Origin of the sequence: Pedobacter zeaxanthinifaciens (assembly GCF_003313335.1) — a bacterium.
Classification (GTDB): domain Bacteria; phylum Bacteroidota; class Bacteroidia; order Sphingobacteriales; family Sphingobacteriaceae; genus Pedobacter; species Pedobacter zeaxanthinifaciens.
Window position 1 is genome coordinate 196,208 of the sequence record NZ_QMHP01000003.1, and the last position, 17,750, is coordinate 213,957.

Here is a 17,750-nt window from a genome sequence, read left to right on the forward strand (position 1 = left end):
TACTTTGCCTTATGAATTACAACATCAACAAAGGGATCGGCAGAACGGTGGAATTTAAAGGACTGAAAGCACAGTACCTCTTCATTTTCGCAGGCGGGCTGCTCGGTACACTTATCCTCGTGATGATACTGTATATGGCAGGCATAAACTCTTACTTCTGCCTGTTTCTCGGAGCAGGCGGAGCTTCGCTCATTGTATGGCAAACCTTTTCGCTGAACCGAAAATACGGCGAACACGGATTGATGAAAATCGCAGCCAATAAAAGGCATCCCCGCTACATCATCTGCCGCAAGCCTGTACACCGCTATTTAAAATTCACGCCTAAACAGAATGCCGTATGAGAAATGTAGCAAAGACCACCACACTGGAAATTAAATTTCCGTTGTTGGCAGTAGAGTACAACTGCATCCTTTCCAAAGATGCGGACATTACCGCCTGCTTTGAAGTGCGTTTGCCGGAACTGTTCACAGTAGCTTCTGCGGAATACGAAGCCATTCACTCCGCCTGGCACAAGGCTATCAAAACTCTGCCTGATTTTACGGTCATTCACAAACAGGATTGGTACATCAAGGAAAGCTATGCGCCCGATTTGGCAATCGAAGACCAAAGTTTTTTATCGAAGTCTTATCAACGCCATTTCAACGAGCGACCGTTCCTGAACCACTATTGTTACCTATTCTTAACGAAGACTACTAAGGAAAGAATGCGGATGCAAAGCAACTTCAGTTCGCTTTGCAAAGGCACACTGATACCAAAGGAAATCAGGAATAAAGAAACGATACAACGCTTTATGGAGGCGGTCGCCCAGTTTGAGCGTATCGTGAACGATAGCGGTTTTGTAACCCTGAAACGACTGACCGAAGATGAAATCATCGGCACAGAAGATACACAGGGATTACTGGAACAGTACCTCACGTTATCGAGGGGAGCCGGAACACCAATGCAGGACATCGCACTCGGAAACGAAGAGGTACGCATCGGCAACAAAAGGTTAAGCCTGCATACCCTTTCAGATACGGACGACCTGCCCGGAACGGTATCGGCTGATACCCGTTTTGAAAAGCTATCTACCGACCGTAGTGACTGCCGCCTGTCATTCGCCGCACCTGTGGGCTTGTTGTTAAGCTGCAACCACATTTACAATCAGTACATTTTCTTAGATAACAGCGAAGACAACCTGCAAAAGTTTGAGAAGTCCGCAAGGAATATGCACTCACTCGCAAGGTACAGCCGTGCCAATCAAATCAACAAAGAGTGGATAGAAAAGTACCTGAACGAAGCCCACAGCTTCGGGCTGTCTTCTGTACGTGCGCACTTCAACATTATGGCTTGGTCGGAAGACCCTGCGGAACTGAAGCAGCTAAAGAACGATTGCGGTAGTGCGTTGGCACTGATGGAATGCAAGCCTCGCCACAACACAACAGACGTAGCCACATTGTATTGGGCGGGAATGCCGGGCAATGCGGGCGACTTTCCGAGTGAGGAAAGTTTTTACACTTTTATTGAACCTGCGTTGTGTTTCTTCACGGAAGAAACCAACTACCACAATTCGCCCTCGCCGTTCGGTATCAAGATGGCTGACAGGCTTACAGGAAAGCCTATCCATTTGGATATTTCCGACCTGCCTATGAAGCGTGGTATCATTACGAACCGGAACAAGTTTATACTTGGTCCATCGGGTTCGGGCAAGTCGTTCTTCACGAACCATATGGTACGGCAGTATTACGAACAGGGCGCACACGTACTGTTGGTAGATACGGGTAATTCCTATCAGGGCTTATGCGAACTCATCAAAGGAAAGACCAAAGGCGAAGACGGTGTTTACTTCACTTATACCGAAGATAACCCGATTGCCTTTAACCCTTTCTATACCGATGATGGCGTGTTCGACATTGAGAAGCGGGAAAGTATCAAAACCCTGATACTGACCTTATGGAAACGTGACGATGAGCCGCCAACCCGTTCAGAAGAAGTTGCCCTTTCCAATGCGGTAAGCGGTTATATCGAACGTATCAAAACGGAAGATGTTTATCCGTCATTCAACGGTTTCTATGAGTATGTAAAAGGCGACTACCGCAAGGTACTGGAAGAAAAGCAGGTCAGGGAAAAGGACTTTGACATTGCCAACTTCCTGAACGTACTCGAACCCTATTACAAGGGTGGCGAATATGATTACCTGCTGAACTCCAACAAGCAGTTAGACCTGCTTTCCAAACGCTTTATCGTGTTTGAGATTGATGCGATTAAAGACCACAAAATCCTCTTTCCCATTGTGACCATCATCATTATGGAGGTGTTCATCAACAAGATGCGCCGATTGAAAGGTATTCGCAAGCTCATCCTGATAGAAGAAGCTTGGAAAGCAATAGCCAAAGAAGGGATGGCAGAATACATCAAGTACTTGTTTAAGACCGTCCGCAAATTCTTCGGAGAAGCGATTGTCGTAACACAGGAGGTTGACGACATCATCCAGTCGCCCATTGTGAAGGAAAGTATCATCAACAACTCCGACTGTAAAATCCTGCTTGACCAACGCAAGTATATGAACAAGTTTGATGATATACAGGCGATGTTGGGGCTTACTGACAAAGAAAAAGGGCAGGTACTTTCCATCAATATGAACAACGATGCAAGCCGACTTTACAAAGAGGTTTGGATTGGCTTAGGTGGTACGCACTCGGCAGTCTATGCCACCGAAGTTAGTTTGGAGGAATACCTCGCCTACACGACCGAAGAAACCGAAAAAATGGAAGTGATGCAGCTTGCTGCTGAACTGGACGGCAATGTAGAACTCGCCATTAAGCATATCGCAATGCAAAGGCGGGACAATTCAAATCAATAGTCATTAACAATTTAAAAATTCAGAAACAATGAAAAAAGTATTGTATCTGGTGTGTACGGCACTGATGCTCGCCGTAGCACCGTCAGCAAAAGCCCAGTGGGTTGTAACCGACCCGGCTAATTTGGCTTCGGGCATTATCAACTCTGCAAACGAAATCGTGCAGACTTCTTCCACCGTAAGCAACGTGATAAAGAACTTCAACGAAGTGAAGAAAGTGTACGAGCAGGGCAAGGAATACTACGACAAGCTGAAAGCCATCAACAACCTTGTAAAAGATGCCCGTAAGGTGCAGCAAACGGTATTGTTGGTCGGGGATGTGTCCGAAATGTACGTGCAGAATTTTGGCAAGATGATGAACGACCCAAATTTCACACCGCAGGAATTGGTCGCTATCGGCAACGGTTATTCTGCACTGCTTAATGAAAGTACCGAACTGCTAAAAGAGTTGAAGCAGATTATAACCGCCACAGACCTTTCACTCAATGACAAAGAGCGTATGGATGTTATTGACCGTGTGTACAAAGAGGTAAAGGATTACCACAGCCTTGTACGTTACTACACCAACAAAAACATTTCTGTAAGCTACCTAAGAGCGAAAAAGAAAAACGATGCCCAAAGAGTGCTTGAACTCTACGGAACTGCTAACCAAAAATACTGGTAAACTATGGAATGGGATAATCTTCACGAACTCCTGCGGTCGCTTTATGATGATATGATGCCACTTGCAGGCGATATGGCGGCAGTTGCTAAGGGTTTGGCGGGATTGGGAGCATTGTTCTATGTGGCATTAAAGGTTTGGCAGGCTTTAAGCCGTGCCGAACCTATTGATATGTTCCCTTTGCTGCGCCCGTTTGCTTTGGGGCTTTGTATTATGTTCTTCCCAACCATTGTACTGGGAACCATAAATGCGGTATTAAGCCCGGTGGTGGTAGGAACCCACCAAATACTCGAAGACCAGGTGCTTGACCTCAACAAGCTGCAACAGCAGAAAGACCAGTTGGAATACGAGGCAATGGTCAGGAACCCCGAAACCGCCTATATGGTATCAGACGAAGAGTTTGATAAAAAACTGGACGAACTGGGATGGTCGCCCTCCGACATTGGTACGATGGCGGGTATGTATATGGACAGGCAAGCCTACAAGATAGAGAAAGCCTTAAAAGATTGGTTTCGCAATCTATTGGAAATACTCTTTCAGGCGGCGGCTTTGGTCATTGATACCATACGAACGTTTTTCCTGATAGTCCTGTCCATACTCGGACCAATAGCCTTTGCTATTTCCGTATGGGATGGCTTTCAGTCCACGCTCACGCAATGGCTCACGAGGTACGTCAGCGTTTACCTGTGGCTTCCCGTTTCGGATTTGTTCAGCTCAATGTTGGCAAGAATACAATCCCTCATTTTAGAAAGGGATATAGCAATGCTTGCCGACCCCACCTATATACCTGATACAAGCAATACCGTGTACATCATCTTTATGATTATCGGCATCATCGGGTACTTCACTATCCCGACCGTAACAGGTTGGGTAATCCAAGCCGGAGGCGCAGGAAACTTTACCCGCAATGTAAACTCCACAGCAATGAAAGCCGGAAACATCGCCGGAGCAGGCGCAGGCTCAACAGTTGGAAACATCGGCGGTAAACTGATGAATAAATAAACATTAATCATTCTAAAAAATGGAATTTAAAACGCTAAGAAATATCGAAAACAGCTTTAGGCAGATAAGATTATATGCCATTGTGTTTGCGGTTCTCTGCATTAGCGTGGTAGGTTACGCCGTATGGCGTTCCTACCGCTTTGCAGAAGAACAACGCCAAAAAATCTATGTACTGGATAATGGCAAATCCCTGATGCTTGCTTTATCGCAGGATGCGAGCATCAACCGCCCCGTAGAAGCAAGGGAACACGTCAGGAGATTTCACGAACTGTTCTTTACGCTTGCTCCCGACAAGAACGCTATTGAAAGCAATATGAAACGTGCGTTCAACCTTGCCGATAAAAGTGCTTTCGATTACTACAAAGACTTGTCGGAAAAGGGCTATTACAGCCGTATCATTTCAGGGAATGTGCAGCAACGCATAGAGGTGGATAGTGTCGTGTGCAACTTCGACAATTACCCGTATGCAGTGCGCACCTATGCCAAACAGTTCATTATCCGGTCAAGCAATGTAACCAGGCGAAACCTGATTACTTCCTGCTATCTCGTCAACTCCGTTCGTTCCGACAATAATCCGCAGGGCTTCAATATTGAAAAATTTGCAGTCGTGGAAAATAAGGATATAGAGGTTATCGAACGCTAAAAAAACAATCTTATGGAAGCATTATCAGATTTAAGCACGTTCGCAAAAATCCTTACTGATAAAGGATATAACGGGTATTTCCATACGCAGGGAGCGTATGCCGGAAAGCTGAAAGACAGCATCAGCGAATACCTCGAAAACTGCCAAAAAGGTGCAGATACTTTGCCTAAGCAGGACTTACTGCTGACAGGCTACCTGCAATGGTCGGGCGATGACAATCCCCGTGTAGAATGCAGTATGTGGGTAAAGTACCTGAATGGCAAATTCTCATTGAGCCGTATGGAGGTAGCGAAGAAAGACGGCTTTGGGCAACTGCTCAAAAAATCGGAACTAGCAAACTTGTCCGTAATGTCCGCACCCAAATTAACGGAAGCGGTCGCAATGGTAAATGATGCACCGAAGCAACAGGCGGGTAAAAGTCCTAAGCGTTTCAAGCTATAACACAAAATAGTAAGGCTATGAAAAAATTAAGAGCAAATATGGACAGGTACTTTGACAAGTTGGACGACCGTTGGCGGGCATTGCCCTTACGCAAGCAGCACCAATATACGCTGTACTTCTTTGTGGGTTATCTGCTGCTTACCGTAGCAGTCATTGGCAAAGTGATGTACGATACCTCAAAGTCCGGTAACGGTATGGTCATAGAGCATATCGAAAACCCTGTTCTCAAAAGTAAAAATCCTGCAAGGTTGCAGGATAGTGTATCAACAATTTTAAAAAATCAGATTTATGAAAGAAAATGAAAAAAGGGTCAGCTTTATCGTTGAGGGAGAAGACCAAAACGGAGCATCAAATCTGCCGGATAATAAAAAGAGTAATAAAGAAAAGCTCAAAAAGCCAATCATATTCCTTTTGATGGGTGTGGTATTTCTTGGCTGTATGTACCTCATATTTAAACCGTCCGAAGATAAAAAGGCGGTAGAGAACATCGGACTGAACGATGCCGTGCCGCAGGCTACCGGAGCAGGAATGCCCGACGATAAAAGCAAGGCGTATGAGCAGGAAATGCTCGAACGCAAAGAGCAGGAAAAGCGCAATGCGCTGACCACGCTTTCTGATTATTGGAATACTGAAGACAGTGCATCTGCTGACAATGAAGATAGTTTACCTGAAGAAAACGAAAGCAACGGTTTAGGCGGTAGTGGCAGAACTTCAGGGCGACAAGGCAATCCTGCATTGAACAGTTACCGGAATGCACAAAGCACACTGGGTTCATTCTATCAGGACAATAATTCTGAAACAATGGAATTGCGTAAGCAAGTGGACGAACTTAAAGCAAAGTTGTCGGAAAAAGATGTGCCACCTGTGGCCACCGTTGACGACCAACTCAAATTAATGGAGAAATCCTATGAAATGGCAGCAAAGTATCTTCCGCAAAACAACAATGCCGGAAATGCTGCTCCTGCCAATGGTGCTGCTCCGGGTGCTGCGGGTGCAAATCAAAAAGAGCAATTTGTATCGTTCATACCAACAAGAAAGAATATTGTTTCAGCCCTATACCGTGAACCGTCAGACAGTGCCTTTGCAGCCGATTGGAGCCAAACCAAAAACCGTGGGTTCTATACCGCAGGTTCTATTGAACAGGCAGTACAGCCTAAAAACAGTATCAAAGCCTGTGTACACGAAGCCCAAACGGTAGTTGGCGAAACGGGTGTGCGCTTACGACTGTTAGAGCCTGCCAAAACTCCGCAACGTACCATCACCAAAGGGACGATTGTAACGGCTAATGCCAAATTTCAGAACGGCAGGCTGCAATTAAAAGTTACCTCCGTAGAACTGGAGGGCAATATCATCCCGGTAGATATAACCATTTACGATTTGGACGGGCAGCAAGGCTTATACGTTCCGTATTCGCCGGAAATGAACGCCCTTACCGAAATGGCGGGTAATATGAGCCAAACAGGTGGAACCAGTGTAATGCTTACGCAGAATGCCGGACAGCAGGTTGCCGCAGACCTAAGCCGTGGCGTAGTACAGGGTATTTCGGGCTATTTCGCCAAGAAAGTACGAACGCCAAAGGTTACGCTGAAAGCGGGCTATCAGGTCTTCCTCGTATCGAAAAAATAATGTTGAACTCAAATAATTAAAACAATGAAAAATTATTTAAAAACCTTTTGGGCTATTACCCTGATACTCGGCTTTGCCGTTACAACTTATGCACAGGACAGTGCAACTGCAAAAACACCGCTTGCATTGGGCAAGATAGAACCGTACCGTATGGAAGTTACCTACGATAAAACGTCGCACCTGATTTTCCCGACCGCCATTCGTTACGTGGATTTGGGCAGCGAATACCTGATTGCAGGTAAGGCTGAAGATGCGGAAAACGTGTTACGTGTAAAAGCATCGGTAAGGGACTTTGAGCCGGAAACCAATTTTTCAGTTATTACTAATGACGGGCGTTTTTACAGCTTCAACGTGTATTACAGTTCCTATCCGGAGGCATTGAGCTATGACTTGCTCACGATGCAAAAGGCAGTGGACAAAGCCAAAGGAAACGATGTGCTTTTTGAGGAACTGGGCAACAATTCGCCCTCACTGGCGGGCTTGTTACTGGAAACCATTTACAACAAAGATAAGCGCATAGTAAAGCATATCGGGGCTAAGAGTTTCGGCATTCAGTTTATTCTGAAAGGCATTTACATACACAACGGCAAATACTATTTCCATACGGAATTAAGGAACCGTACCAATGTGCCTTTCGAGATTGATTTTATCAATTTCAAAGTAGTGGATAAAAAGGTAGCGAAACGCACCGTAGTACAGGAACGTCCTTTAACGCCGTTGAGAACTTATAAGCCATTGGACGGCATTGCCGGAAAATCGACTGAACAAAACGTGTTCCTGTTAGACCAGTTTACCATTGCTGATGACAAGGTGCTATTGATTGAGATTTTTGAGAAGAACGGCGGCAGGCATCAAACATTGCAGGTCGAAAATTCCGATTTAATCAAAGCCCGTTTGATTGACGATATGCACCTGAAATTTTAATAACCCTTTAAAGCAATAACAAGAAAATGAAAAAGTATATCTATACCGTGCTGCTTGTCCTGATAGGCATTACGGCTGCACAGGCGCAAAGGATGCTGCCGAAGCAGAAAGGATTGGAAATAAGTGCAGGTGTAATGTCAAATGATAAGATTGGCAATGATTACTACATCAGCGCAGCAATGACGGTAAACGGTAAGAACGGCAACTATCAGCTTTGGGCGTTGGAATATACCCACCAGTACCACGAGTATAAAGACCTCCGCATACCGCAGGAAACCTATTCCGCAGAGGGTGGTTACAGCTTCTTCCTGTTGAGCGATGCCCGAAAGAACATCACGCTGAATTTCGCTGTAACAGGTGTGGTCGGTTACGAAGCCATCAACCGGGGCGAAGCGATGCTGTACGACGGTGCGAAAATATTGAGCGAAGATAATTTTATCTACGGAGCAGGCGGTCGCCTCATTTTTGAAACCTACCTGTCCGACCGTTTTGTATTAGTCCTACAAGGGCGTACAAAAGTTTTGTGGGGGACGGATCTGGAACAGTTCCGTCCATCCGCAGGTGTGGGATTAAAGTTTAACTTTTAAAACGTAAAACAATGATAGCAATATTCAATAAATTCAGAACAGGGCTACTGCCGTTGTATGTATTCCTGACAATCCTAACAGCTTCGGTTACGTTGGTATCTTGCAACAAAGATGATGAACTCGAAATACAGAACAATTTTCCTTTTGAGGTCAATGTAATGCCAGTGCCTAAAGATGTTGCCAACGGGCAGACCGTAGAAATACGCATTACCATACAGCGTACAGGCAATTACAGCAATACGCAGTATTTCCTTCGCTATTTCCAGTTTGATGGGCAGGGAACGTTGCAATACTACAATGAACCGCCGTATCAGCCCAATGACCTATATCAATTGCCAACGGAGCAGTTCCGGTTGTATTACACTTCAACATCTACCGTATCACAATCTTTTGATGTTTGGATTTCGGATGGTTTTGGAAATGAAAAACAGATAACTTTCCAGTTTAATAGTAGTGATTAAAAATTACAGGTCATTTCATAAAAAAAACGGCTTATCTGACAGGTAAGCCGTTTTCGTATTTAATACACATCGTTACAGATTGAAACAAATATTTTTGTAAATTCAAACAGTAGAAATAAAGTGTTTTTGTTATGGTTGCATCATTGGTTAGCGGAATAATATTTTTGGTTGCAGGCTTGGGACTTCGTTACTGGATTAACCGGAGAAAGTTTTACAGACGCAACCCTATGGGAGCAGAGGGTTTCTCATCTTATGAGAGTTCGGTTTTTATCAAATTGATTGAAAAGATTGGTAAATGGATATCTTATGCACTAATGATATTCGGGTTATTGTCGCTTTGGGTTTATTCCCGTGAGAAGAAAGAAGATAAAGAACAACAAAATGTGGAGATACAAAAGCCTATATAGGTAGTTTTAAAAGAGAAAAATTATAAAATGACAAAATCCTTCGATGACATAACACTACGAAATATATCAGATATTATTTCAAATATGCTAACACATACAAAAATTACAGAACATTTATCTGGTGCTGGCATTTCCCAATCTCAAAATGGTACAAACAAAACAGACAGATTGTTCTATGCTTTAAAAGAAAGGCAAATACAAGACAGATGTGGAAATAATGTATTGGCATTTGTTGTTAGATTATTAAATCCCAAAAGGTATAATTCCGAAGATGAATTTGAAAAAGACAGAACAACTCTCAATGAAAAACTCGTTTATGAAGGTATAGAAATAGATAAAAGTGGACAGCCCCGACAAGTTGATAGGGCTAAAACCATTTCCGAAGCTAAAAGCAGGTCACTTAAAATCAAAGAAAAAGTACACGGTATTGGAGTTCATTCAGAAATTTTGCCTTACTGTGAAGCTGAATGGCTGAAGGAAAACTATTTTCACGCTATACTTGAAATTACAAAAAGTGTCGCAGAAAGGCTTAGGCAAAAAAGTGGCTATACTTCAGACGGAGCAGATTTAGTTGATGATTGTTTTGCATTGGGAAAAGACAAAAGACCTATGCTTGCTTTTAATACTCTGAATAATCCAAGTGAGGAAAGTGAACATAAAGGCTTTGGAAATTTCTGTAAAGGATTTTTTTCTATGTACAGAAATCCAAAAGCGCATAATCCAAAAATATTGGAGGATACCCAACTTTCACAAATGACAGAAGTTTTGGTTGTAGCAACAATAATCCACAACAAACTTGATAACACTTATAAAACAGGACTTAAATAATTAAGAAAATCGGATAGTTCAAAAAGCTATCCGATTTTTTATTTGCACAGGGCGGTAAACCGTCAAACACTTCCTTTCAAAGCCAAACACTACAACATTTTTCAACACAGCGACAAGCTTATTTAAATTCGACTTCCACAGCAAAATTGAGCAAAAAATGGAAGTAATCGCAATACAAAAGTCCGTACTGGAGGGAATGAAAAATGAGCTAAAAGCACTTTTGGAATTAACCGAAAATGCTACGAAAAAATACACGCCAATTTTCAAAAAAGAAAAATGGCTCGATAATCAAGAAGTGTGCCTAATGATGAATATTACCAAGCGGACTTTGCAGACTTATAAAGATAAAGGGTTATTGCCTTCTTCCAGACTGAACCGCAAGAATTATTATAAACGCTCGGATGTACAGGTTTTACTCGAAGCCGGACATCCATACAATACTGTTGAAAATGGATTTATTCACGAATGATAATGAAGAAATCGTTGCTAATCAAGAGATGATAACGCAGCTAAGAAACCGTATCGAAAGTATATTGAAAAACTATCGTCCTGTAATGAATGGAGAAATTTATCTTTCTGGCGAAGATATATGCAAACTGCTCCATATCAGCAAACGGACTTTACAGCAATACCGTGATGATAATATCCTGCCTTATATACAGATAGGGGGCAAAATAATTTATAAGGAGAGTGATATTCTGACAATCCTGGAACGGAACTATATCTCCAATAATACAAATAACAAATAGCCAATTTTAGTACAGATTAATACTTTCGTATCAGAACGAGTTTAGTATCTTTGCTTTTGAAAATATAGAAATACTTAAAGTGTTTTTGCTTTAAGTCCCACATTGAAAACTGGTAATTTTTAAGACAACGGGACAGATAAGTAGGAACGCTCACGTTATAGGCGTGGGCGCTCGCTTATTCGTTGTCGGGTATACCAGTGCCTCAATGTCGGTAAGTGTGGTTGCCTGCGCTTTCTTTTTTGTGCAGGGCTACACTAACATTAAAACTGGTAGTATGGAAACTGTAAATACCCCTAAAGCAATCGGCATTGCATTTATCAACGATAAACGCCTAATAGTTGATTTAGCCTATAACGACCTTGTCACTTCAGGAATTGACGTATTGTTCCGTTCGGAAGACATTAAAGACGGAATATCTCAACTGTCTGCATTAAAGGAACTTCCCCAAATTTGTATTATTGACCTTGATTTTTACGATAAGAATGTGCTGGCACAGCTTCAAGAACTAAGGACACTATACCCAATCATTAAACTGATTGGGCATAGTGATATTGATGCTGAAAAAGTCGTAAAATCTCTTTTGGAAATGGGTTTTATGGGCTATTTGCTTATTGGTAGCGATGTGTATGATTTTAAGAAAGCCATTGAGGTTGTTACTAATGGTGGTAAATATTTTAGTGTGGGAATAGCAAAATTTGCACAGGAATACTTTACTAATAACTAAGATTGCTTTTTTAAATCTGTAATTTTTATTTGGACAATATTGTTGTTATTTATTCCAAGTTGCAATAGTGTTTCTTTATGTGCTTGCTTCTCAAGCTCACTGTAATACGAAACATTCCAAATTACATTTTCATTTAGTTTGGCTTTTAATACCTCAAAATATTTTAAATCTACTTCTGAAATAGAATGCCCTAAGACAATAACTTTTTCAACTTCAGTAAGATTGGTAAAAAAAACAATATTGTTTTCGATAATTGAAGCCGTATTTTTAAATGCCTTTGTATAATAAGATAGTATTTCTTGTTTGGCACTTTCATAAGAATAGTCATATTCATCAGCCTTTTGCTCACGCCATTCGTATAATTCTTCTTCGCTTAATCCTTGTGGCGGTTCTTCTTCTTTCTCATCAAAATTTGCAGGGTCAGTTCCGTGTCCTAAAATAAGAGTACAATTGTCTATATCTGCTCTGTTATGAATATAGGTTATTCGTTCTTCGGGAATGCCGTAGCTTTCCTGTAGTGTTTTAGTATAATTGAAATTTAAAAAATGGCTATCGTCTTCTAAGTCAATTAGCACATCATCAGAAATACTTTCGTATTTGACTTCAAGAATAAACTTATTAAAGTCGCTAATTAGAGTGGTCGTTAAATCCTTAATGATTTCTTCCATCTCTATCTGATAACTATGCCAATCTCTATCTCGAAAATCTTCAGCACCAGGGCGAGCAATTAAGTCGGAATTATCGTCCAATACCGATAAATAATCCAAGTCAGCTAAGGCTTGCTCAAATCTTGACCATAACGCATACTCTTCATCTGTCAATTCAGGATTTGTAATATCAGGAAGTCCATAATAATTTAATAAGAGTTCATAAACCTCACTATCATTTTCAGCCAAGTAGTTTGCAAAACTTTGATACCTTGTGTCTAATTTATGATGGATGTCAAATCCATTACCAATAACGTATAATGTTTTCATTAATTCAGTTGTTTAATCTATTTTTTGGGTTATAAACCACTTCGTTTTCCAAATATCGGGCTTAACTTATCCCAAAATTGCTGTTCAAGAATTTCGACAATGAAACGTTCAATAATTTCATTGCTTTCTGAAATGACTTCGTATGCAAAAATATTCAAATCGTATTCTAAACAATTGTCCCACTTGCATAAATGCAAACTATAAACCCGATTTCCTTCTGTGCCAAGATGGTTCTTAATTCTTGTCTTGAAATCAGTCGTTGAGCTTCCAACATATAATATATCTGATGAAGTCTTGTTGTACCGGGAAAGGTTAACACGGTCTTTATTCTTTACTTTTAGCTTATTTGCTGATTGATAATCTTCAAAATAATCAATCAGCGTGCTTAAAATTTTCGGGGATTTAATCTGAATAATATAAATGAGTGGATTGTCGCTTTTAGGAATTTTATGCAAATAATTTGAGAGCGTTTTCCTATCTCTATATTCCGATGAATGAAAGGAAATTTCACAGAACGGTCTAACTGTTATTTTTGAAATTTGCTTGGCTATATTCAATGCAAACTCTTCAGATTGCTTTACAATATGTTCACTGTCAATTTTCATTAAATAATTTTCTTTCTTTTTAAGGTGTTCAATTTTACTTTTTCTCTACTTAATTCGTCATCCCAAAAAAACACTGCCGATTGATGATTTCTATTTTGCGATGAGGGATAAATAATCCCCGATATTTTATTCTTCCTATTTTTATTGAATGGATACCTTAAAAATTCAGTCACAACTTGAGTTGGAACGTATTCGGTATGTTCTTTACCATCCTTAATAATTTGTTGCGTTATATCCCTTACAAATGAGTATAGAAATAAAATAAGGTAATATCGTTTCTTGTCCTTAATGCCGAAAATACTTGGAATTTTTGGGAGCTTATTAAAATCAACAACAACCTGATTTTCTAAGGTTTCAAATTCCGCAATCGTTACATACCTTTTGTATTTATCTGTCCTGCTTATTGTTTCTAAAATTGCTGTATCATCATCAAAAGCGGAATAAAACATTGATATTCCTGAAGGACTAAACCTATTTGGATAAATTGCTTTTTTGTTAGGGGGAGCAGTGATTTCGTTAAAATCTATAATTTTTGTTTTGAAGTCGTGTTGTCTACAACGATAAAGTTTTGTTCCTGCCGGGATAATCCTGATTATATTTAATTTTGATATAAGTTTACCAACCTCTTGTAGTATTTGCAAGGCTTTAGGAAGGCTGCTGTCTGCTGATGAAAAAAGGTAGCGGGATTTATGTTTGATGATTTCTTTAAAGTAATTCCACTGAAATTCTAAATCATCTTTAATATTGTCGTAATACAGGTCAGGTTGAGCCCAAGCAATATCTTCAATTGAATTAACAATATCTTCAATAACCTCAAAAGGTTCAGCATTTAACTCTATGTGTTCTTGTATAAGTTCGTCAGGGGTATAGATTTCTCCAAGATAACCTCCCTCTCTTGAATTGTAACTCATAAAGTTGGCGGCATCTTCATAGAAATTTGAAATACCATCCATAATAAATTCCATTAAATCTTCAAGAGAAACTACTTTTAGTTCCTTAGCGCAATAATCACAATAACCATCGTGATAGTTTTGCCTAATAAAGCGATTAATGCTTTTATCATCAAAATGTTTGATACAAATATTCTTATCTGGAATATTGCTTAAATTTCTACTTTCTAATTCAAGCCATCTCTGTTTAACTCCTCCCATATATTAATTTGCAGTTTTTGCTATAAAACAAATTTAGCAAATTTAAAAAAGTGCATTAACCCAGATTTATGAAAATTCAAAATCAATTAGTCAGTGTCTTTTCTTTGTTCGCTGATTAAGAAAGGAAGTTATTATTATTATTAACCAATCATTGGGATAATGAATATCCCAAACAATAACGCTGCAACCTGTTTGGTAAAATGGAGAAGAAAAAGGAATTGTGTAGTGGTGCATTTTACTAAAGGGGATTGCTCCCATTTAAAGCAAAAAGACTGCCCGACCATCGGGAGGATCTGTCTTTTTGCCGCCCGACTTTTTGGGTCGTACGGTGTTTTAATTTTTCGGCTTGTTTAACTGTTCTCTTAAAGCTATTAATTTCTTGTGCATATCTGTCCAATATGCCTGCCTTTCCTTGTCGCTTTTCACAGGTGGATTATGCGTATATTCTTTATACCACCCAGTTTGTTGAATAGCTTTTTTAAGGTCAGTAACCTCAATCCAGTTCCCGTTTTTATCTCTAATTTTCATTGTGCTGAATTTTAGCATTAGCCATTTTACGCTCTAACAATGTGTCGAGAATTTCCCACTCGCTGTCATACTCCTTGCCCTCAAAATGGTAGGTATCTGTTTCATCGTCTAATTCGTAACTGTCAAAGTCCTGGCTATCTAAGCAGGTGTCGTTTAGTATGCCGTTTTCAAATATTGCCTGACCATATACTAAGCATCCTAATTCCTCATAGTCCTGTGTGAAATTCACTTTGAAATGTTCGGCTATCTGCTTTACCGCGTCCGTGTTTGGCGACCATTTTGTTTCATACTGAAACACGCCCGCACTTTCATTATCCTGACTGATATTGTAGAAATAATCTCCGTGCGTGTCCTGTACGAAATCGGGTAATTGCCCGCAGTCGTCTTTATGTTCCTGTTCAGCCATTGATTTGAATAGCTGTGTTATCTGTTCGATTGCTTCGGGTGTTCCCTCAAAAATAACCCAGTTGTTGCACCAATTAGCCATAATTATTTATCGTTTAAGGTTATCTGTAAAAATTTGTCGCTCCCGAAAAGCAGGTGTATCGCCTGTTTTAATTGCGGGTCGCATTGTGCATCATCTGTATATTCAATCAGGCAGTGAATAGCGAAAATTGAATTGTGTCCGTCAAAAAAATGGTCTGTAAACCAGTTCGGTCGTTTCCAAAGAGGTTCATTTTGGGCTGTTCCTTTTTGTGCATTCTGCACAAGCCTGTACCAAAATTCAGCGGTGAAAAATCCCTTTTGATACCAACCCTCACGGAATGCTGTTTCATTTTGCAGGAAGTAGTCGCATTGCGTTTTTATAGCGTTTTGCAGGTTCTCCAGTTCTGCGGGAAAAAGTTTGCACAACAAGCCCGCTTTATCGAGGTTGTCCATTTTATCTAATGCTTTCATATCTTTTATTTTTAGTAGGCGACCACCTTTGCAGGCAGTCGCCTTTGATGATTAATTGAAGTTGAAAATCTCTGCTCCTGAATAGGCAAAGTCTGTACACAGTTCAAAGGCTTTTTGTGTCTTTAGCTGTGCTGTACCGCCCATTACAATGGATTGTAGTTTGGCTTCGCCATCCCTGTAATTGCGTACATTCTGAAAGTAACCTGTAACGGCATTGTAAGTCCCGAATAATGTGCCTTTGGTAGTTGCCATTTGTTGGGTGTCGCTTATCATAGCGTATTCAAAGGCATCATCTACGGTGTTTTTGAACACGGTGGAAACTTCATCTTCCGCACCTTTTTTGAGCAGGTTAAACGTTTCTTTGTTCGGGCAAAGTGCCAACTGGATTAGCTTTCTTACTTCTCGGTCTGTTACCCTTACTTTAGCCCAGTCATTAAAAATGTTCTCTAACTGTGTGCTTAGGGTGTTGGCAAGTCCCATAACCTTGTGAGCGTTTTCAAGGCGTTGTTTTGCTCCTGACGTGTGTTTGATACGCACTACGTTGGTCATACTCCGCAATGAAGCGTTAAGGGTGTTTTGGCATACGATACGGATAGGGGTAAATGCTGCGGTAATACTTCCGCTACCGTCGTGGCTTGTGGTTAAGAAAATGTACTTTTCTGTTACGTCGTCGCCGTTACCTACACGGATATAGTCGGGTAGCTTGGCAGTGATAAAAATGCGTTCCCCGTTGCCCAATGCCCCTGCGGTTTCGTACAATATTCCCTCGCCTCCACCTACAATAGCATCAAAGAAATTAAATGCCTCACGGTTTTGTACGATATGGTAGTCTTTGCCTACTACGCCTAACGGTGTATTGGTGTCGGTGCGAAGTGTGGCGAAACTGTTAGGTACTAAGATGTCGTTGGCTTCAATCAGTTCTCCGCTGTCGCCTATGCTCATTGTTCTGCCCTGTGTAAACAGTGGGGATTTGATAACCTCGTAATCTAAACCTGCGTGTACTATTGCTTCCTCGCTTGTTGGGTACTGCTCTACGATTTGCCCCAAACCGTGCCACGCTTTTTGTTGAACGCTGAAGAATGAATGACGTCCTGTTTGCTCGTTGAAATTGATGTTGTGTGCCATAATGCTAAAATTTTGATGTTTGAAAAATGTTATTTACTCACTCGCTTTCCTCGTTTCCCGCTTCCTGTTGTGGTTTGCTCCGCTTCGCTTCGCATAAATTTTTCCAAAAGAAAAACCGGAAAAAAGAAAGCAGATAATCCAAGCGGGCTAAGCGGAAAACCAAAAGGAAACGGAATAAGTCCCGGAGGGTGGCAAGGAAACACACAGCAGCTCGGCGAAGCCAACATTTTGCCTTGCCATTATGCCGTAGTCTTTTGGTTGGGCGTGTGGGATGGCTGCCCGCTATAACTTAGCTGCCTTTTTACCGGTTGATTGTGGAAATTTTCTGTTCTAAATTTTTATGGCATTAATGACCAGGCTATCATAGCCTGTAATAGAGATTTGAAAAACGGAATAGCAAGGGGCGTTAGATAAGGGCTTCGCTTTTCAATTTTCTATTTAGCAAGTAGGTATAAGCTCTTTTACAGCGTTGGACTGGGTAGTGGGAAAGTAAATGTGCTTTACCTACACAAGAAGTATGGGTATAAAAAAGCAGAACCGTTAAATTCTGCTCATTGTGATTAAATAGAAACTGA

The 17,750-nt window shown here is 40.9% G+C and carries 24 protein-coding genes; 17 read left to right on the plus strand and 7 right to left on the minus strand.

Going from position 1 to position 17,750, the window contains the following annotated elements; genetic code table 11:
• The first annotated feature begins 11 nt into the window (after nucleotides 1-11).
• From DUT68_RS05780 to DUT68_RS05855, 16 genes are all read left to right on the plus strand, one after another.
• Complete coding sequence (locus tag DUT68_RS05780; protein WP_047098912.1) at nucleotides 12-341, plus strand: DUF4133 domain-containing protein; 330 nt, start codon at nucleotides 12-14, stop codon at nucleotides 339-341.
• Complete coding sequence (locus DUT68_RS05785; protein WP_113636591.1) at nucleotides 338-2,842, plus strand: TraG family conjugative transposon ATPase; 2,505 nt, start codon at nucleotides 338-340, stop codon at nucleotides 2,840-2,842. The genes DUT68_RS05780 and DUT68_RS05785 overlap by 4 nt, the downstream gene beginning before the upstream one ends.
• Before the next feature lie 28 nt (nucleotides 2,843-2,870).
• Nucleotides 2,871-3,503: a DUF4141 domain-containing protein gene (locus tag DUT68_RS05790; RefSeq protein ID WP_047098910.1), complete on the plus strand. Its 633-nt coding sequence runs from the start codon at nucleotides 2,871-2,873 to the stop codon at nucleotides 3,501-3,503.
• A gap of 3 nt (nucleotides 3,504-3,506) precedes the next feature.
• Nucleotides 3,507-4,502, plus strand: coding sequence for a conjugative transposon protein TraJ (gene traJ, locus DUT68_RS05795; protein WP_100075699.1), 996 nt, complete (start codon nucleotides 3,507-3,509; stop codon nucleotides 4,500-4,502).
• 19 nt (nucleotides 4,503-4,521) lie between these two features.
• Nucleotides 4,522-5,145, plus strand: a complete 624-nt coding sequence (gene traK / locus DUT68_RS05800) for a conjugative transposon protein TraK (protein WP_024566594.1) — start codon at nucleotides 4,522-4,524, stop codon at nucleotides 5,143-5,145.
• Nucleotides 5,146-5,157: 12 nt separating this feature from the next.
• Nucleotides 5,158-5,586 carry a hypothetical protein gene (locus tag DUT68_RS05805; protein ID WP_113636593.1) on the plus strand — a complete coding sequence of 143 codons (429 nt, stop codon included), beginning with the start codon at nucleotides 5,158-5,160 and terminating at the stop codon, nucleotides 5,584-5,586.
• A gap of 17 nt (nucleotides 5,587-5,603) precedes the next feature.
• The gene (locus DUT68_RS05810) at nucleotides 5,604-5,888 is read left to right on the plus strand and encodes a nitrogen regulatory IIA protein (RefSeq protein WP_113636595.1); all 285 of its coding nucleotides are present in this window, start codon (nucleotides 5,604-5,606) and stop codon (nucleotides 5,886-5,888) included.
• A complete protein-coding gene (gene traM, locus DUT68_RS05815) occupies nucleotides 5,875-7,212 on the plus strand; it encodes a conjugative transposon protein TraM (RefSeq protein ID WP_113636597.1) in 1,338 nt (445 codons plus the stop codon). Before DUT68_RS05810 ends, traM begins: the two co-directional genes overlap by 14 nt.
• 24 nt (nucleotides 7,213-7,236) lie before the next feature.
• A complete protein-coding gene (traN, locus tag DUT68_RS05820; protein WP_113636599.1) occupies nucleotides 7,237-8,136 on the plus strand; it encodes a conjugative transposon protein TraN in 900 nt (299 codons plus the stop codon).
• A 26-nt stretch (nucleotides 8,137-8,162) separates the two neighbouring features.
• Nucleotides 8,163-8,723: a conjugal transfer protein TraO gene (locus DUT68_RS05825; RefSeq protein ID WP_113636601.1), complete on the plus strand. Its 561-nt coding sequence runs from the start codon at nucleotides 8,163-8,165 to the stop codon at nucleotides 8,721-8,723.
• A gap of 11 nt (nucleotides 8,724-8,734) precedes the next feature.
• The gene (locus DUT68_RS05830) at nucleotides 8,735-9,184 is read left to right on the plus strand and encodes a DUF3872 domain-containing protein (RefSeq protein ID WP_047095549.1); all 450 of its coding nucleotides are present in this window, start codon (nucleotides 8,735-8,737) and stop codon (nucleotides 9,182-9,184) included.
• A gap of 131 nt (nucleotides 9,185-9,315) precedes the next feature.
• Complete coding sequence (locus tag DUT68_RS05835) at nucleotides 9,316-9,591, plus strand: hypothetical protein (protein ID WP_047095548.1); 276 nt, start codon at nucleotides 9,316-9,318, stop codon at nucleotides 9,589-9,591.
• A gap of 27 nt (nucleotides 9,592-9,618) precedes the next feature.
• Entirely contained in the window at nucleotides 9,619-10,419 is an 801-nt protein-coding gene (locus DUT68_RS05840; RefSeq protein WP_047095547.1) for a TIGR02391 family protein, read from the plus strand.
• 157 nt (nucleotides 10,420-10,576) lie between these two features.
• Nucleotides 10,577-10,888 carry a helix-turn-helix domain-containing protein gene (locus DUT68_RS05845; RefSeq protein ID WP_113636603.1) on the plus strand — a complete coding sequence of 104 codons (312 nt, stop codon included), beginning with the start codon at nucleotides 10,577-10,579 and terminating at the stop codon, nucleotides 10,886-10,888.
• Nucleotides 10,869-11,168 (plus strand): helix-turn-helix domain-containing protein, encoded by a 300-nt coding sequence (locus DUT68_RS05850; RefSeq protein WP_113636605.1) that lies wholly within the window; start codon nucleotides 10,869-10,871, stop codon nucleotides 11,166-11,168. Before DUT68_RS05845 ends, DUT68_RS05850 begins: the two co-directional genes overlap by 20 nt.
• A gap of 205 nt (nucleotides 11,169-11,373) precedes the next feature.
• Nucleotides 11,374-11,892 (plus strand): ANTAR domain-containing protein, encoded by a 519-nt coding sequence (locus DUT68_RS05855; RefSeq protein ID WP_002978527.1) that lies wholly within the window; start codon nucleotides 11,374-11,376, stop codon nucleotides 11,890-11,892.
• Here DUT68_RS05855 and DUT68_RS05860 read toward each other — a convergent pair.
• From DUT68_RS05860 to DUT68_RS05890, 7 genes are all read right to left on the minus strand, one after another.
• Nucleotides 11,889-12,869 (minus strand): bacteriophage abortive infection AbiH family protein, encoded by a 981-nt coding sequence (locus DUT68_RS05860; protein ID WP_002978529.1) that lies wholly within the window; start codon nucleotides 12,867-12,869, stop codon nucleotides 11,889-11,891. The two genes, DUT68_RS05855 and DUT68_RS05860, sit on opposite strands and share 4 nt — an antisense overlap.
• Before the next feature lie 29 nt (nucleotides 12,870-12,898).
• Complete coding sequence (locus DUT68_RS05865) at nucleotides 12,899-13,474, minus strand: hypothetical protein (protein ID WP_002978531.1); 576 nt, start codon at nucleotides 13,472-13,474, stop codon at nucleotides 12,899-12,901.
• Entirely contained in the window at nucleotides 13,474-14,625 is a 1,152-nt protein-coding gene (locus DUT68_RS05870; protein WP_002978533.1) for a HEPN-associated N-terminal domain-containing protein, read from the minus strand. The genes DUT68_RS05865 and DUT68_RS05870 overlap by 1 nt, the downstream gene beginning before the upstream one ends.
• A 333-nt stretch (nucleotides 14,626-14,958) precedes the next feature.
• A complete protein-coding gene (locus tag DUT68_RS05875) occupies nucleotides 14,959-15,153 on the minus strand; it encodes a hypothetical protein (protein WP_047095570.1) in 195 nt (64 codons plus the stop codon).
• On the minus strand, nucleotides 15,143-15,640 hold the full coding sequence (locus DUT68_RS05880) for a DUF1281 family ferredoxin-like fold protein (RefSeq protein ID WP_113636607.1): 498 nt from the start codon (nucleotides 15,638-15,640) through the stop codon (nucleotides 15,143-15,145). The genes DUT68_RS05875 and DUT68_RS05880 overlap by 11 nt, the downstream gene beginning before the upstream one ends.
• Before the next feature lie 2 nt (nucleotides 15,641-15,642).
• Nucleotides 15,643-16,050 (minus strand): hypothetical protein, encoded by a 408-nt coding sequence (locus tag DUT68_RS05885; protein WP_002978541.1) that lies wholly within the window; start codon nucleotides 16,048-16,050, stop codon nucleotides 15,643-15,645.
• A 51-nt stretch (nucleotides 16,051-16,101) separates the two neighbouring features.
• Complete coding sequence (locus tag DUT68_RS05890) at nucleotides 16,102-17,175, minus strand: DUF932 domain-containing protein (protein ID WP_002978543.1); 1,074 nt, start codon at nucleotides 17,173-17,175, stop codon at nucleotides 16,102-16,104.
• 15 nt (nucleotides 17,176-17,190) lie between these two features.
• Between DUT68_RS05890 and DUT68_RS05895 the strand changes: the two genes are divergently transcribed.
• Nucleotides 17,191-17,463, plus strand: coding sequence for a hypothetical protein (locus tag DUT68_RS05895; protein WP_157960782.1), 273 nt, complete (start codon nucleotides 17,191-17,193; stop codon nucleotides 17,461-17,463).
• The last annotated feature ends 287 nt before the right edge of the window (nucleotides 17,464-17,750 follow it).